The sequence below is a fragment of the Peribacillus sp. TE19612 genome, assembly GCF_056279465.1.
The window spans coordinates 138,132-154,412 of sequence record NZ_JBWCCL010000001.1; the positions used below are offsets into that span (position 1 = coordinate 138,132).

The following is a 16,281-nucleotide window of genomic DNA, read 5'->3' on the forward strand; positions in this document are numbered from 1 at the left end:
AAGGGTGAAAACGATGCACGATATCATGATTATTGATGATGAGCCAACCATATGTCAGTCACTTACGTTTGCATTGGAAGACCAGTATCACGTTTATTCGTTTACAGACCCACGTGAAGCGCTTCCGCTTTTCGAAAAAACAGAAATCGCCATCGTATTGCTGGATTTAAAAATCGGGGGATATAATGGGATGGAAGTGTTAGAAGAAATCAAACGCCTCTCCCCCTCGACTGTTGTCATTATGATGACGGCTTACGGCACAATTCCTTCTTCCGTGGAAGCAATGCGTAAGGGGGCGTTTTCATATGCGACAAAGCCGCTTCATATTGATGAATTGGAAGTGCTGATGCAAAAGGCAGAAGAAGTGTACACCCTTCAGTCCAAAGTGAAATGGCTGAGTGAAGAATTGGTTAAGGTGGCAGGTGTGAACGGCCTCATCGGTGAAAGCTTGGCTATGCGCAAAATATTCTCCCTCATCGAAAAAGTGAAGGATATCGATTCCAACATTCTCATAGAAGGGGAAAGTGGAACCGGTAAAGAAGTCGTCGCCAGAACCATCCATAATCAAAGCAAGCGCAGAAACAAAAAGTTTCAGGCAATTAATTGTGCCGCCATTCCGACTCACCTGTTGGAATCAGAATTATTTGGATACGAAAAGGGCGCATTTACAGGGGCGATACAGCGAAAATTTGGACTTTTTGTGCTGGCGGAAGGAGGAACAATTTTTCTTGACGAAATCGGTGAGATGGATTTGGCGCTGCAGGGGAAAATTTTGCGCGTTCTACAAGAGAGAAAGGTAATGCCCGTTGGCGGGATAGAAGAAGTCAGCATCGATGTCCGGATCATTGCAGCGACAAACAGAGACTTGGTTAAAGAAGTAAAAGAGAATCGATTTCGTGAAGATTTATATTACAGATTAAATGTGATTCCGATTCACCTTCCGGCTTTACGTGAACGAAAAGAGGATATTCCTTTGCTGTTGGAATTTTTCATTGCAAAAATCGGTGATCGAATGGGAAAACCTGTAGAAGGAATTTCCCATGAAGCGCTGCAGCTTTTACAGCAATATGACTTTCCAGGAAATATTCGTGAACTGCAGAACGTGATTGAAAGAGCAATAGCGCTTACGAATGATTCTTACATACAGAAAGCCGATTTACCTTCCGACATCCAAAAAAGCTCGCGCCCATTTTTCGGCAATACCCTAATCCCCGTATATGTCGGCGAACCGATTGAAGAAATCGAAAAAAGAGTGATTCTTCATAACCTTGCCGCTTTTAACGGTCATCAAAGGAAGACAGCGCAAACAATTGGCATCGGGGAGAGGACATTGCGGGACAAGTTGAAGAAATATCGGGAAGAAAAGTAGGCGGAAATTGCCGAGCGGCAATTTTCGCCTATTTTTTATTTTGAATATATCTGAATTTTCCACTGTTTTTATGGAAATGGACCTGGCATGAAACTTGCTTAATAAAATTGTAGTAAACCATTAAGCAGAATGGAGGGAACATAGATATACAACATAATGGTCTACAGAGCTGGACTGGAAGTTACAGTGCGGCGAAAGCGGGGATGTGCAAAATGCATCAGGCAGGATAATTCAATGGCCTATCCAAATTTACCGAAAACAAAAGGACAAGCCATCGAACCACATCTTTTATAACAGTACAACCCGAAATTTATTGGCGATTGCAAATATGAAGTATTTTTATTTATGGGGAGGAAAAATAAATGTATGCGTTACCAAATATGGATTTATGGAAAGGCAGAACAGATAGTCTAATAGATAAAGATGAATTTAGAATTCATCAAATAGTTAAAGATAATCAAACATCATCAGTAAATAATACATGTGGAATAATAGGGTTCTCTTGTGAAGAAGGCGTACGCAGGAATAAGGGAAGACTTGGAAGCAAAGAAGCTCCCAATGAAATACGTAAATCCTTATCATCTCTATCTTGGCACGGCCAATCAGGAGATAGCCTAGTTGATTTCGGAAATATCATTTGTGAAAATCAAAAGTTAGAAGCAGCTCAAGCTGAATTGGGAAGCCACGTAGAGAAAATATTATCTAAAAATTTGTTTCCTGTTATTTTAGGGGGCGGACATGAAACCTTTTATGGTCATTATCTAGGAATTAGGTCGAGTGTTGGCCCCAATGCCAAAATAGGCATTCTTAACATTGATGCTCATTTTGACTTACGCTCTTATGAAGATATAACTTCTTCTGGAACGATGTTTAAACAAATATTAGATAATGATCATCAAGCTAGTTATTTGCCAATTGGCATTCAACGTTATGGAAACACTAAAAAATTATTTGACACTGCAACTACACTTGGTTGCTCTTGGATATTGGAAGAAGAATTAGTAGATGAAAATTCTGAAGAAAACGAAAATAAAATTCTGAATTTTATAAATCAGCATGATTATATTATCTTAACTCTTTGTATGGATGTTATAAACGCTTCTGAAGCACCGGGTGTTAGTGCCCCTTCCTCATTTGGTCTTTCTGGAAAATTGGTTAGACAATTAATTCGTAAGATTACTTCACATACGAAAACTATTTCATTTGATATCTGTGAAGTGAATCCATCTTTAGATTGTGATAATCGCACTGTCAAACTAGCTGCAAACCTAATAAATGAAGTATTCATGTGTGTGGAGAGGAGATAAGCAATATGAACATCGAGATTAATCAAACGATCACTATTTTTTTAGCGATACTGCTTTTAGCACTAGGCGGGATTATCGTTAAGAATGTCAAATTATTTAGACACTTTTGTATCCCTGCACCCGTTGTTGGGGGATTACTTTTTGCAATCGTCGCTACAAGTCTTAAAACCTTTTTAAACATAACCATTTCATTGGATACGACACTCCAGGGATTATTCATGTTAACATTTTTTACGTCCGTTGGATTGGGTGCCAGTTTCCAATTAGTAAAAGTCGGCGGTAAATTATTATTAATATATTGGTTGTTATGTGGGTTTCTGGCATTTGCTCAAAATTTAATCGGAATTTCTTTAGCACCCGTTTTTGGGATTGATCCATTGATTGGCATGATGGCAGGAGCAATTTCCATGGAAGGCGGCATAGGTGCAGCTACAGCTTTTGGCGGTACGATTGAATCGCTGGGCATTCAATCTGCCCAAGCAATTGGAATAGCAGCAGCTACATTAGGATTAGTGTTTGGTGGATTAGTTGGAGGGCCCACTGTAAAGTATTTAATTAATAAACACAAATTAACACCAAGTAAAGAGGATATTGAAATTCAAGAAAAGAAAGAAATGGAAGACAAAATAGAATTAAATGTAGCTTCATTTATGAAACAAGTGTTAATACTGACATTTTGTATGGCTTTAGGTTCATATCTAGGAGAGTTATTTTCGGCAAAGACAGGTTATGTTTTACCGAACTATGTTGGAGCAATGATAGTGGCTGTAATAGTTCGGAATATTTTAGATAAAATAAACGGAAAAATTATCGAAATGCCTAGTATTAATTTTATTGGAGATATCACTTTAGGTATTTTCTTATCTATGGCATTAATGAGTATAAAATTATGGGAAGTTGCTGACCTTGCTTTACCAATTATTTTAATTGTGGTGATACAAGTAATTTTCATTATCCTTTTAAGTATATTCATCATGTTTCGCTTTCTTGGCAAAAACTACGATGCGGCAGTTATGGTTGGAGGATTCATCGGACATGGTATAGGGGCTACACCAAATGCTATGGCAAATATGTCAACAATCACTGCGAAATATGGACCTTCAAGTAAAGCATATTTAATCGTTCCGATAGTCGGTGCATTTCTTATTGATGTTTTTGCCATGCCAATCATCATTATAAGTATTAATCTATTTAAATGATGATTTGTTTTTAATTATGTTAATAGCTTTGTTTTTGGAGTTATTAAGGGATTTAAAAAGTGTTTTTGGTACAAAGCCTGAAATGGTCAAAATATATATTAGAATATAGTGTTAATACCGAATGTTTTGGCTGTTAAACCAAGAACATTCGGTATTGATTTTTTAATCCGAAAATTGCCCAGTAGGTAATTTACAATGGTTTTTTTGTCTGATTCTTAATGCAACAGAACCCCATCTATTTCAAGTAGGTATGAGCCACCATGATTGTATCGAATCGTTTCACAGCCCGATTCAGTAAGGATGAATTTATGTTACGATGATCAGAGTCTAGTAGACTTAGGCTCAGTTATGCTCTCGGTTCATCGTATCCACCCTATTGGCAATACAACCATTTAGCTCTCGAAATTGATTCGAACTGAAATACTGAAGTAATGAAAGGAGAAAAAAGTTGTCATATTCACTAAAAATAATAACAAAAAGTGAACAAATAACTAGTACTTGGTCAGGTGGTAAAACAACTCAACTAACCATTTATCCTGAAGAAGCTGATTACGCGAAGCGTGATTTCAAATGGCGGATTAGCACAGCAGATGTCGAGGTGGATGAATCCTTATTTACTCACCTTCCAGGCATTCAGAGAATCATCATGATCCTTGATGGTGAAATGTCGCTGCAACATAAGGGAAAGCACCGTGTGCATTTAAAGCCATTTGAACAGGATTGGTTTGATGGAGGCTGGACAACCCAAAGTATTGGGAGGGTCACTGACTTTAATTTGATGTTAGCAGAAGGATGCGAAGGTGACATTAGTACGATTCATCTGAATGATGGAATCCATTCTGAAGTGTTGGATAATGGGGATTCTACGAAAAGGTCCGACGCCTATTATTGTTTCAAAGGAAAAAGTAGAATGAATATCGATGAAAAAGAGACTATTGTTTTAGAGCAAGGTGACTTAGTAATCTTAAACATAGATCAATTCTGCAACAATTTAAATATAAAGTTATCCAATTACGAAGACCACTCATCTGCAACAATTATTAAGGTAAGTATTTTTTATTGAGAGAAATTCTGGTTCTAGTGTAAAAAACATTCACTAGAAGTATAGTATTCATTCAAATTTTGCGGTAAAGGGCATTTCCAAATAACTTTTGTAGAAGGACTGCAGACAAAACGCGGATATATTACATAACCAAGACGAGTACGCTGCAATCGATCTTGTAAAAGTGCAGTCGTAAAGTTACAAAAAAGTAAAGGCTTAAAAGCCGACGGTTTTGTAGGTCCGAATACATATAAAGCATTGGGTGTGAAAAAGCAGACATTAAATCTACAGCGATAGTGAGTGAAGCAAAAAAACATTTGATTGCAGCGGATTCCTAAAATACGTATTCGAAAAAGGTGCCGGCGTCACTTTACAAGAACGGTACTAAAAATTTATAAAAAGGGGACAAAGGTTTCCAAACCACAAGTTGGAGATTTGGTCTTTTATGAGACCTATAAACCTGGCGCCTCACATGCTGGTATTTATATCGGAGAGGTCATACACAGCTCATCATCAGATGGTGTAAGCATTTCCTCCATGGATAATAGTTGTTGGAAAAAAAGATATTTAGGAGCAAAAAGAATGTAATAGAAAAAAGTTGCCAGTTTTATTAGAGACTGGCCTTTATTTATTTTTATTGTTCTACCAATAGTTTACGATATTGAGATGTCCTATGATGAATATGGCTGCTAGTATAAACCCCCACCCATGCTATGTATCAAAGTAACTTTTGAACAAGTTCCTCCGAATGTTCAATGAGATTTATCTCCTAGTTTTTCATGACGGGATACATCCTTTTAAAATGAAAAATAAATAGACGAGTTGCCTCGTCTACCCATTACTTATGAAACTGTTGATTCATCCTGCTTCTTTTCAACAGTCGTTAACTCAGGATTTTTCCCTTCCTCTTTATCTTCTTCCTTTACTAACCCATTGGTTGCACTTTTGAATTCAGTTAAAGTACGTCCAAAAGCCCGGCCGATTTCCGGCAATTTCTTAGGACCAAAAATGATTAAGGCAATGATAAGTACTAAAATTAATCCAGGAATACCGATATTTGAAAACATAAAGAATCAGCTCCTAATATTGAAATCTTAACGTTCGTAACACATGGATGTGGCATAGTGTCACTAGTTTGATGCTGCCAAATGCCATTCAGGTGCTATACCACAACTTCAATCCCTTAAAATTTCACAAAAAATGCAGTAAAGTACATGATCAATAATCCAATCGAGAATCCAGAAAGGTTTAACCATGAAACAGATGCTTCGTTATGTGTTCTATGATCTTCAATGAGCATTTTCGTTATTACATAAATTACTTGAAGAATGGCCCCTGCACCAATACCCAGGAACAAAGCTCCCCAAATTGGAGAGAAGATAAATCCGCCAACCCATGTACCTGCAATGGCGGGTGCGCCTGCAATAACTCCCAATAATAGAAAGTCTCTGAATCGAGGTGTGGTCTTTAATAAAGGAGCAGCGATTCCAATACCTTCCGTAATGTTGTGAAGGGTAAATCCGATGATTAAAAAGGTTCCCAGAGCTGCTTCACCTAGGGAAAAGGAAGAACCAATAGCCAAACCTTCCCCAAAGTTATGAAGCCCTATTCCGGTAGCCATCAACAAAGCAAGACCTAAGGGAGAATATCCTTTCTTTTCTTGCTTTCTTTGTTGATACTGATCAAAGCCGATCAATAATAAGAAGGTTAAGGAAGCACCAATAATTACAACCATATTGCCCTGAAAGACAGAAGGGGCTTCTGCACCAATTTCAAAGCCATCGGCTAGAGTCCCAACAAATAAAAATAAAAGCAGCCCAACCGTAAGGGCAAGGATCGCATTAATCCACTTTCGTGAGAAACGCTTCATAAATGGGTACCACAACAACCCCAATGTGATCGGGACAATTCCAACGTAAAATCCTATTATGCCGTAGTTTAAAAAGTTACTCCAGGTAGTTTCTGGGGTGAGTGTGGCAGCTGCAACTTCACCTTCCGTGATAATCCCATTCTCTGTGATTAGTTTAATGGCATGAGGATCACCTTCCACCCATGGGTAAGCGATGGTCACCTTTCCTTCTTCAAATCGTTTAAGTTTTGCTTGAGGAGAGACACTGAAATTCCACACCGAATCATTGACCATAACTTGAGAAATCGTTATTGGTTTGGGCCCTGTATTACTTACTGATAATTCAAACCCGGTTTCGGTTATCTTGATGCGTTCAATGTTCAGGACTTCAATTGGTGCTGCAGGATCTTTTTCTACACCTGCTCCATTCATTAGTACCCATCCAAGCACCCCTATAAGTAAAATTAGCGGAATTAAACCAGTAATTATCCATTTCCCCTTCATATTATTATCTCCCCTCTTTACTCGACCTCAAAAAATCCCATCCAGCCTAACTCAGCGAATTCGCTTACATGGGCATGAAACATATACATTCCCTTGAATGGAAAACGAACTTCTACAATTCCACGTTCTCCCTGACATTGCATGATGGTATCTGTGAACTGGGAGGGATTATCGTTTCTGCCGGTTGGATAGTACGTAAAGTAATTCGCATGTAAGTGAAACGAGTTTAATAAGTCGAATTCGGTTAAATTACTAAGATAGATACGAACCAGTTGATCTTTTTTAATTTTAATAGGGTGATTCATAAATGCGAAGGCATAGCCATTCACGGTATAAAACTCGTTTTCACCATCTAAATCCAAGTCAAATCCATTCATAACCATGTTTAACTCTAATGCCGGCTCTCTTGGCTTTTTGGGATCAATAATAAAATTTCCATATAAGCCTTTATGGATATGGCGGGCTAGGGGGAGTACATGGCAATGGTATATTTGCAAACCGTATGGTTTCGCTTCAAATTCGTACGTGAAATTTTGTCCAGGATAAATGGAAGTTAATCCGTCCATCGCAGGGGGGTGGATTCCGTGAAAATGGATAGAGTGGGGATGGCTGCCCTCATTAATAAAGTGAAACCGTAAAAGATCACCTTCCGTACAACGAAAAGTTGGTCCTGGAATAGTTCCGTTATAAGTCCAGCCTGGGAATTTAATTCCTTTGGCAATCTCGATTTCCTTATCAATAGCCACGACTTCATATTCCCGGAGTGTTTGGCCGTCTGGCAACTTGGTAACTTTTCCATAATCAAACTCAGTAAGGAGCCGTTCAGCCATTTTATAACCAGTTGTTAATGTCTTATCACTCATATTTGAATGATTGGAATGATTGCTCTTCTTATGAGACGAATCATTGGATGCCTGAGCCCCAGTTGGAATTTGTGTCATTTTATTTAAGTAATAAGATCCAGCTATTCCAAACGCACCTGCAGTCCCCATCTTTAAAACATCTCTGCGGGAAACCTTTTTCTCATCAGACATTACTTGACCCCCTTCTAAAAAGTTTCCTCGGGGAAACTTTTTGTTGTATAAGCTATACTTTAAGATAGGTACAAGTTTTATGTCAACTCTTTTTTGTGGCTATGTTCGTATAAATTTTTGCTAAGGTGGGGATATTCAACCGTATTATGACTGGAGTGTCTTTTTAATACATCTTTAAATAAAACTATATGTGCTCTTATGACTCGGAGTTTTTGTCAACTCTACAATAAGTCTCCTTTGATGTATTTAAGTAATTAACTATTTATTGTGGGGGAGAGGTCATGTGTCTTTATATGAAGAGTTACCTGATGATCTTTTAGCAGGCTTTTTTATGGAGATTAGCAAAAATATAAAAAAGGGCATTCTTTCCGAGGCTATGTATTATAGGGTAGGTTAATAAAGAGAGCTGCAAACAAGCGAGGCCTTTCAGAAATGAACCTGAGAGCGATTTATCTTAGGACCTATAAACATAAATCCTTGATTTATGGATTGGTGTTTTTATTTAGGTACTCAGATAAACTATTATCCTCCCTTTGATATCATTAATTAATTGTACTTGAATGGCTTACTGGGTAGTGGTATCGAAGTAGTGGTTTTGTATTCTGTACCAAAAGGGTCAGTTTGTTGAATAGTTTTTCCTACAAGTAGTATACGTTTTATCGAATTTTCATGTATATTTCTGAATGAGAATATTCTGTTTTACCAATAAATTGAAGAAGGGATGCGATATGAGAAATAAAGAGAAATACCGTATTGTTATTGAGGTATTGAGTATTATATTTGGTAGCTTGTTAATTGCTATTGGTGCAAATACATTATTACTTCCAGCTAATTTACTCTCTGGAGGTATCATTGGGATTTGTATGATTTTGTACCACTTTTTTCATTGGTCAGTGGGAGTGCAGTATTTTATCTATAATATTCCACTTTTAATCTTAGGATATATCCATTTAGGGAAAAAATTTATCATTTATACGATTCTTGCTGTCATTTCTGACACCATATTCTTACACTTTATCCCTATTCGTCTCATGTGGACAGAAAATGTTATTTTAGCCTCTATATTCGGGGGTATAGTTTCGTTTGCTGGCGGAGCCATCATGCTTCGTGTAGGAGGCTCAAATGGCGGATTAGATGTCCTTGGACGGATCATTGCTAAACACAAAAATCTGTCCATTTCAAAATTTGGTCTTATCGTTAATCTGATAATTGTTGCTATTTCTGCTGTAATCTTTGATGTTCAAGCAGCTATGTTTACCATTCTTTCGTTATATGTAGGAGCTAAAACGTATGAATCCTTACTTAATATTGCGGAAAGAAGTTCAGTAATTATTGTGACGGATAAGGGAGAAGAGATATCTGAAGCCCTCAATCAAGCGTTCCATCGCGGTGTTACATCTTGGGAAGCTTTAGGGGCTTACTCACATAGTGAAAAACAAGTCATACTTTGTGTGATCGTGAATATCCAGTGGGCAGAATTATGTCAAACTGTACAAAGTATAGATGACCATGCATTTATTTCAGCCATGCCAACTCATAAAGTCATTGGTAATTTCAAAAACGTTTGGTGAAAAATGGCGTTATCATAAGAAAAGACCCGTTCGTATTCCTGAAAAGATAAACGGAATTTTTATGCAATACTCACCCTATAATTTGGTAGATATAAGAAATTAAACGTATTGGCTCGTTTATGTACGAAGAACTATTAAGTATAGAATTTGAATTTATAAAGGATTCAGTATCAATTAACATTAAATATCGACATTTTCATCCATCTTATTAATGGGCAATAAATCTATTATAAGGAAGATAAAAAGGCATCTATGTGAACATCATAGATGCCTTTTATTTTATTAAGAATTGAAAGAGGAGAATATGCTTGTTTTTCGGTATGTCCTAAGATGTATTTTTATTTTGTAATTATCATTAGATTATCTTCTTGAAAGGGATATGATTGTAGAAAAGACCCAGGAAGGGAAGGCTATAGCAAAGTTACGTGATGATTTTAGAGAAGGACACCAAAGAAGTTTAATAAAAAACCGTTCTTAATGAACTACCATGAAAATAAGTTTCTTTAAAAATGAAAAATGACAATACTTAAGATGACCCTGCTCAATCGTTTTAAGTATATTTTAGACTTTCCCCCTTTAACTACTTTCTTCACTAAAGTAAAAGTAGTTTCTTTCTGGTGAATCTCCTTGATTAAAGAAGAATATTAACTAACAGCTTTGGTGACTTACTAAACATTGGAGAAGGACCTTGCTGTTTAATGTGTAATTTAATAACAGTGAACACAACCTTGTCAATACCTTGACTTACCAAGTGACAGACGATATATTAGCATAAAGGATGAGGTGTTTGACTAAGAAAAAAATTGTACTAGTCATAAATTAATAGATAGAGTAACGCTTGTCCAAACACATGCATAATATATATAAGACGTGAGGAAGCACCTGACGTCACTTTTAGACTGACTATTTATAGTCAGTCTTTTTTGTTTTCAAATAGAAGAATTAAAACTTGAGTTGATTAAGATTGCTTTCTAAACATGATTCTATTCAGCGAGATCAACTTAAAATGATTACTTTGGATCATTTGGAGCCAGAAATCCATATGGTTCGTAAAATTGATGCAGCCATTGACTTCACTTTCATTTATGATTTGGTGAAAGATATGTATTCAGAGGTAGGTCGCTAAAGTATGATCCAGTTATTCATATCCCTCACAGGCCATCGTCTAAACAAGGCTTAAATCCTTTTATATCAGGGGGTTGGGATCAACCTAGTAGAGGTGCCCAGTTAAGAGTCTGCCCATATTCCGTTTCAAAACTTTTTTTTAGTCGAATACTTAATTATCCTTAAAATAATTCATGTTTCTTTGTGATTAAACTTGGATTAACTTATAATTAAATTACGAGGTGAGATCATGCTACAGGATGAACGACTAGACGCCATTGTTCAATATTTAAACGAACACGAACGGATTGATATTGAAACAATTTGTAAAATAAATAATGTATCTAAAGATACGGCCAGAAGAGACTTAATCAATTTAGAAGAGATGAGGAAGATCATTCGAATACGGGGTGGGGCGAAAAAGGCTCTGCTTTCCAATGAAGTCCATAATTATGGTGAGCGCATGAACATGAAATCGGAAGCTAAAGGCAAGATCGGAAAATTTGCAGCTTCTTTGATAAACAACAGGGATCATCTTATTTTGGATGCCTCTACAACTGTTCAATTTTTAGCTAAATATTTAACGAGCCGGAACAACACTGTCGTGACTAATTCGATTAATATTGCCAGTGTATTAAGCCAGAGGGAAGATATAAAAGTTAATTTATTAGGCGGAACATTAAGCACTAGACACCAAGCATTTATGGTTCAAGAGCCATCAGGGATGTACAAGATTATAAGGTGAATAAATGCATCATTGGTACTTGCGGAATATCTGCTGAAGGACTGTCTACATCCATCGAGGAAGAAGGTCTCCTCGTTCACGAAATGATTAAGCGTACTGACCAGGTCATTGTGATTGCAGATTCAACGAAGTTCAATAAAACTTTTTTTCAAAAGGTATGTGACTTAAACTCCGTTGATATAGTGATTACAGACAAAGAAGTACCAAAAAACATGCAGGAAATCTTAAATAAACATGTGGTAGAAGTGATTGTGGTTCCAGGTCATGAGAGAGACGTGTAATAGTTTTATGGGTTCGATATACTGCTAATTATATTAAACTCATAACAGCGGTTAATAATGCTTAAATTGAGGATATACAATATAGTGTTGAACGAAAAGCAACAAGAAATGTTTGTGAAAAAATTTATGAAAAAAGAGCGCCCAAGAGGTGCTCTTTTTTCAGTGGATAGATTGATGAAGTTCTTTTTAAACATTTGTAAAGGTGATTAGCTGTTCACTTCACATTGCTGGTAAGAAAATAAACCTTTTGGTATTTTCCTTCTGTATCCATTGCAGTCACTTACATATTGCCTATTAATGAAGATGTTGATATGCTCCATTTCGATAGAAAGGGCCGTTGAAATTCCATTCATTTTAAATGGAAAAATGGTAAAGTTAGTGGAGGATCCTCTCCAATCGTCTGTAGAGCCGAATGGAAGGAGGGAAATCAAAAGATTAATAAATTAAATCATGGCTGTAGAAGTAATAATAAGAAGTAGAGGGACTTTATAAAAAGGCTTTGCGGAGGGGGAACTCATATGGGCAATTACTTATCAATCAGTGAAATGGCTACCATTCACAGTATCTCAAGGCAAACACTCATTTATTACGATAAGATCGGATTATTTAAACCGGTACATATAGATGAACATGGTTATCGGTACTATAGTGCAGTTCAGATTCCGTTTCTAAGGGAAATTTGCTTTTTGAAGTCGATTGGCATCAAACTGAATGATATTAAGGACCATATAGGAAATCGCAATTTAACGACTGCCATGTCACTTTTGGAATTTCATCAAGAATTCATTGATAAAGAAATAAATGCCTTGATGAATACCCGTACATTTATTCAACAGAGATTAATGAAATATTCAGAAGCCCAAAATATTAAAAGTGAATTGGATAAACCTATTATCGAAGAATTTCCTGAAAGGCATGTCTTATTTATACCATTTGAAAATGATTTGTGCCGAGAAGAATTACATTTAACGCTGATGAAAGCTTGGAATGTATTAAGTAAACATGAAATGCTTCCGTCTGAGGGATTTGGCACGGTTATTTTAAAGGATAAACTTGGAATGGATGATGTTTTCGAGGGTGCGGGAATATATACTGCATTACCTTTTATCGATCCTGATATGGATAACATGATGACGTTGCCTGCTGGGCAATATGCATGTGTATATAAATATGGAATGCCATATAACATTGAGTTTTTAAATGAATTGGTTCAATGGATCAGTGAAAATCACTATAGAATTATTGGGGACGTTGTGGACGCTTGCTTATTGGATACGACCTTTTACGAGAATGATAATAGTGTTGATTTTTGTCAGCTGCAAATCCCTGTAGAGAAAATTACTTGAATTTTCAAATATCCATTGACTGTATAGTAGAAATACACTTTAGAATATCATTTGTAACCCGATACCATATAGGTTATTTGAATTTGAGTGATACATAGGATACAGATCATGAAGTGATAGGGGGATTTTTATGTCTGAAAAAATGAACAAAGTGACAGATTTACGTTCTGCGTTGGAACTCCTGAAATCCATTCCAGGACAATTGATTGAAACGGATGAACCAGTCAATCCTCATGCTGAATTATCTGGGGTTTATCGTCATGTCGGTGCTGGCGGAACAGTCATGCGCCCAACAAAAATCGGACCTGCAATGGTTTTCAATCATGTATTGGGACATGAAGATTCAAGCGTGGTGATCGGACTTTTAGCCAGCCGGGAAAGAGTCGGCCTCATGCTGGATACAAAACCGGAGCGACTGGGGTTCCTTTTAAATGAAGCTGTAAAAAATCCAATTGATCCAATCACCATTTCCAATGATAAAGCGAAAGTTCAAGAAGTGGTTCACTATGCAGAAGATCCGGATTTCGATATCAGAAAATTAATACCAGCGCCTACGAATACAGAGGAAGATGCAGGCCCGTATATCACGATAGGCATGTGCTATGCCTCCGATTCAGAAACGGGTGAATCTGATATTACGATACATCGTTTATGTTTACAAAGTAAAGATGAGATGACCATGTATTTTGTTCCTGGACGTCATTTGGAAGTTTTTCGTGAAAAGGCTGAAAAAGCAGGAAAACCGTTACCCATTTCCATTAGTATCGGTGTTGACCCTGCTATTGAAGTCGCTGCTTGTTTTGAAGCACCAACGACACCCCTTGGCTTTAATGAGTTGAGTGTTGCTGGGGCGATCAGGAAAGAAGCGGTAGAATTGGTCCAATGCTTGACGATTGATGAAAAAGCTATCGCGAATGCTGAATATGTAATAGAAGGGGAATTGGTTCCCGGAGTGCGTGTTCGGGAAGATCAAAACACCAATACGGGAAAAGCAATGCCGGAATTCCCTGGTTATACAGGTTCAGCTGTTGCGGATCTGCCACTAATCAAAGTGAAAGCCGTAACGCACCGAGTCAACCCAATCATGCAAACAGTTATTGGTCCGAGTGAGGAGCATGTGAATATGGCTGGCATTCCAACTGAAGCAAGCATTCTGCAAATGGTGGAAAAGTCTATGCCAGGAAAATTATTGAATGTTTATGCCCATACTTCAGGAGGAGGTAAATACATGGCTGTTCTTCAATTCAAGAAAAGTCAGCCAAGTGACGAAGGGCGCCAAAGACAAGCTGCGCTATTGGCGTTCTCCGCCTTTTCTGAACTGAAGCATGTATTCATCGTGGATGAAGATGTGGATCCCTTCGATAGCAATGATGTTTTATGGGCGTTAAATACTCGTTACCAAGGTGATGTTGATACGGTTTTCATTCCTGGAGTGCGCTGTCACCCGTTAGATCCTACACAAGATCCCGCATACAGCCCTAGCATTCAGGAAAAGGGGATTTCCTGTAAAACCATATTTGACTGCACAGTACCATTTCATTTAAAAGATGAATTTAAAAGGTCTGAATTTAAAGAGGTGGATCCAAGTCGATTTGTTCCTGGATTTTCCAATACATAAGTTTCTATAAAGATTCGATTCAATGACTAATGTAAGGAGGGGAATTAATGAAAATCATTGTTGGGATAACAGGAGCGACTGGAGCCATTTTTGGAATTAGGATTCTTCAGATGCTTAAAAGCAGTGAAGTGGAGACCCATTTAATCATGTCCCCGTGGGCACATGCCACCATTCAACATGAAACATCTTATTCTGTTAAAGACGTGGAGGGATTAGCTGATCATTCCTATTCCTACAAAGATCAAGCAGCAAGAATATCAAGTGGATCTTACCGGGTTGATGGCATGATCGTAGCACCTTGCAGTATGAAAACGCTAGCTTCCATTCGCATGGGGCTAGCGGATAATTTATTAACGCGATCTGCTGATGTCATGTTGAAAGAAAGAAAAAAATTATTACTAATGACTAGAGAAACCCCCCTGAATACGATTCATTTGGAGAATATGACGGCGCTTTCCAAAATGGGGACCATTATATTCCCTCCGATGCCAGCCTTCTATAATCATCCTGAGAATGTTAACGATATCATTGACCATCTTGCTTATCGGGCGTTAGATCAATTTGAAATCGATACTCACAGTGCGAAACGATGGGACGGAATGAAACATCGTACCAAAATATAACAGATTGCTTGTGAATTAAGGAAAAAGGTGAAAAAATGAGTGGGATGGAAATGCCAGAAGAGATATTCGACTTGTTAAATGGTAAAGAACTTGTCGACAAGCAGCATGAAGCTATGATGCTGTTGACGGTAAGTGAAGAAGGATGGCCGCATACTGCTATGGTTAGCGTGGGTGAAATCGTAGCGATAAGCAGGAAGGAATTAAGGATTGGCCTATGGCCGGATACTTCGACTACAGCCAATATCATTCGTACCCATAAAGCTACACTGGTTTTGTTTTGGAAAGGTAAAGCACAATATATTCGACTTTCATTAGAGAGATTAAAAGAACTGCCAAATGCCCAATACAAAAGAGAAAGATTCCACGCCAAAATAATAGAGGCACGGGAGGATATGGCTAAGTATGCTGAAATAACCTCTGGAATTAAAATTGACTTGAAAAACCCTAAAGAAGTTGTTGAACGTTGGAGCGAGACTATAGAGGACCTCCTTCAATAAAATCCCCAGTTACCGACTTTAAGTTACTAAAGGATTCGGAATTATCAAATTATGATTGAAATAATTAGAACTTCATGTAAAATGGAATCGTTACATGTATTTATATCTTGCCTATTCATTAATCATTAAAAAATGCCCTTTTTTAATGAAAATTAATGAACTGACTGGCTATCTTAATTTCTCGATCAAGTT

At 37.4% G+C, this 16,281-nt stretch carries 13 protein-coding genes and 4 pseudogenes; 14 read left to right on the forward strand and 3 right to left on the reverse strand.

What is annotated here, in order from left to right; translation table 11 throughout:
- Nucleotides 1-13: 13 nt before the first annotated feature.
- The 6 genes and pseudogenes from ACZ9AO_RS00695 (at nt 14) to ACZ9AO_RS00720 (ending at nt 5,505) form a co-directional block, all read left to right on the forward strand.
- A complete protein-coding gene (locus tag ACZ9AO_RS00695; protein WP_476108203.1) occupies nt 14-1,369 on the forward strand; it encodes a sigma-54-dependent transcriptional regulator in 1,356 nt (451 codons plus the stop codon).
- Between the two features lie 362 nt (nt 1,370-1,731).
- Nucleotides 1,732-2,676: a formimidoylglutamase gene (gene hutG / locus ACZ9AO_RS00700; RefSeq protein WP_476108204.1), complete on the forward strand. Its 945-nt coding sequence runs from the start codon at nt 1,732-1,734 to the stop codon at nt 2,674-2,676.
- A 5-nt stretch (nt 2,677-2,681) separates the two neighbouring features.
- Nucleotides 2,682-3,875, forward strand: a complete 1,194-nt coding sequence (gltS, locus tag ACZ9AO_RS00705; RefSeq protein WP_034312856.1) for a sodium/glutamate symporter — start codon at nt 2,682-2,684, stop codon at nt 3,873-3,875.
- 448 nt (nt 3,876-4,323) lie between these two features.
- Entirely contained in the window at nt 4,324-4,938 is a 615-nt protein-coding gene (locus tag ACZ9AO_RS00710) for a HutD/Ves family protein (protein WP_251542160.1), read from the forward strand.
- Nucleotides 4,939-5,109: 171 nt separating this feature from the next.
- A pseudogene (locus tag ACZ9AO_RS00715) lies at nt 5,110-5,214 on the forward strand (hypothetical protein); the annotation flags it as partial.
- A gap of 138 nt (nt 5,215-5,352) precedes the next feature.
- Nucleotides 5,353-5,505, forward strand: a complete 153-nt coding sequence (locus ACZ9AO_RS00720) for an NlpC/P60 family protein (RefSeq protein ID WP_285856595.1) — start codon at nt 5,353-5,355, stop codon at nt 5,503-5,505.
- A 254-nt stretch (nt 5,506-5,759) separates the two neighbouring features.
- On the opposite strand, the gene ACZ9AO_RS00725 is transcribed toward ACZ9AO_RS00720, so the two are convergent.
- The 3 genes from ACZ9AO_RS00725 to ACZ9AO_RS00735 form a co-directional block, all read right to left on the reverse strand.
- Nucleotides 5,760-5,984: a twin-arginine translocase TatA/TatE family subunit gene (locus ACZ9AO_RS00725; protein ID WP_251542161.1), complete on the reverse strand. Its 225-nt coding sequence runs from the start codon at nt 5,982-5,984 to the stop codon at nt 5,760-5,762.
- A 116-nt stretch (nt 5,985-6,100) separates the two neighbouring features.
- Nucleotides 6,101-7,270, reverse strand: coding sequence for a ZIP family metal transporter (locus ACZ9AO_RS00730; protein WP_476108205.1), 1,170 nt, complete (start codon nt 7,268-7,270; stop codon nt 6,101-6,103).
- A 17-nt stretch (nt 7,271-7,287) separates the two neighbouring features.
- A complete protein-coding gene (locus ACZ9AO_RS00735) occupies nt 7,288-8,304 on the reverse strand; it encodes a multicopper oxidase domain-containing protein (RefSeq protein WP_251542163.1) in 1,017 nt (338 codons plus the stop codon).
- A gap of 728 nt (nt 8,305-9,032) precedes the next feature.
- Here ACZ9AO_RS00735 and ACZ9AO_RS00740 point away from each other — a divergent pair.
- The 8 genes and pseudogenes from ACZ9AO_RS00740 to ACZ9AO_RS00775 all read left to right on the forward strand — a co-directional run bounded on the left by ACZ9AO_RS00740 (nt 9,033) and on the right by ACZ9AO_RS00775 (nt 16,089).
- Entirely contained in the window at nt 9,033-9,875 is an 843-nt protein-coding gene (locus tag ACZ9AO_RS00740; RefSeq protein ID WP_476108206.1) for a YitT family protein, read from the forward strand.
- Nucleotides 9,876-10,245: 370 nt separating this feature from the next.
- Nucleotides 10,246-10,343 (forward strand): annotated as a pseudogene (locus ACZ9AO_RS00745) (recombinase family protein); the annotation flags it as partial.
- Between the two features lie 496 nt (nt 10,344-10,839).
- Nucleotides 10,840-10,986, forward strand: a pseudogene (locus tag ACZ9AO_RS00750) (IS5/IS1182 family transposase); the annotation flags it as partial.
- Nucleotides 10,987-11,229: 243 nt separating this feature from the next.
- Nucleotides 11,230-12,005: pseudogene (locus tag ACZ9AO_RS00755) on the forward strand (DeoR/GlpR family DNA-binding transcription regulator).
- A 518-nt stretch (nt 12,006-12,523) separates the two neighbouring features.
- Nucleotides 12,524-13,351: a MerR family transcriptional regulator gene (locus tag ACZ9AO_RS00760; RefSeq protein WP_476108207.1), complete on the forward strand. Its 828-nt coding sequence runs from the start codon at nt 12,524-12,526 to the stop codon at nt 13,349-13,351.
- Nucleotides 13,352-13,481: 130 nt separating this feature from the next.
- Nucleotides 13,482-14,969 (forward strand): UbiD family decarboxylase, encoded by a 1,488-nt coding sequence (locus ACZ9AO_RS00765; protein ID WP_251542167.1) that lies wholly within the window; start codon nt 13,482-13,484, stop codon nt 14,967-14,969.
- Between the two features lie 47 nt (nt 14,970-15,016).
- A complete protein-coding gene (locus ACZ9AO_RS00770; protein ID WP_476108208.1) occupies nt 15,017-15,592 on the forward strand; it encodes a non-oxidative hydroxyarylic acid decarboxylases subunit B in 576 nt (191 codons plus the stop codon).
- Nucleotides 15,593-15,627: 35 nt separating this feature from the next.
- Nucleotides 15,628-16,089 (forward strand): pyridoxamine 5'-phosphate oxidase family protein, encoded by a 462-nt coding sequence (locus tag ACZ9AO_RS00775; protein WP_476108209.1) that lies wholly within the window; start codon nt 15,628-15,630, stop codon nt 16,087-16,089.
- The last annotated feature ends 192 nt before the right edge of the window (nt 16,090-16,281 follow it).

Excerpts from the sequence above, each read along its gene's own strand:
- ACZ9AO_RS00770 (WP_476108208.1), top strand. The coding sequence starts at position 15,017 with ATGAAAATCATTGTTGGGATAACAGGAGCGACTGGAGCCATTTTTGGA.
- ACZ9AO_RS00730 (WP_476108205.1), bottom strand. The coding sequence starts at position 7,270 with ATGAAGGGGAAATGGATAATTACTGGTTTAATTCCGCTAATTTTACTT.
- gltS (WP_034312856.1), top strand. The coding sequence starts at position 2,682 with ATGAACATCGAGATTAATCAAACGATCACTATTTTTTTAGCGATACTG.
- ACZ9AO_RS00775 (WP_476108209.1), top strand. The coding sequence starts at position 15,628 with ATGAGTGGGATGGAAATGCCAGAAGAGATATTCGACTTGTTAAATGGT.
- hutG (WP_476108204.1), top strand. The coding sequence starts at position 1,732 with ATGTATGCGTTACCAAATATGGATTTATGGAAAGGCAGAACAGATAGT.
- ACZ9AO_RS00695 (WP_476108203.1), top strand. The coding sequence starts at position 14 with ATGCACGATATCATGATTATTGATGATGAGCCAACCATATGTCAGTCA.
- ACZ9AO_RS00760 (WP_476108207.1), top strand. The coding sequence starts at position 12,524 with ATGGGCAATTACTTATCAATCAGTGAAATGGCTACCATTCACAGTATC.
- ACZ9AO_RS00740 (WP_476108206.1), top strand. The coding sequence starts at position 9,033 with ATGAGAAATAAAGAGAAATACCGTATTGTTATTGAGGTATTGAGTATT.
- ACZ9AO_RS00765 (WP_251542167.1), top strand. The coding sequence starts at position 13,482 with ATGTCTGAAAAAATGAACAAAGTGACAGATTTACGTTCTGCGTTGGAA.
- ACZ9AO_RS00735 (WP_251542163.1), bottom strand. The coding sequence starts at position 8,304 with ATGTCTGATGAGAAAAAGGTTTCCCGCAGAGATGTTTTAAAGATGGGG.
- ACZ9AO_RS00725 (WP_251542161.1), bottom strand. The coding sequence starts at position 5,984 with ATGTTTTCAAATATCGGTATTCCTGGATTAATTTTAGTACTTATCATT.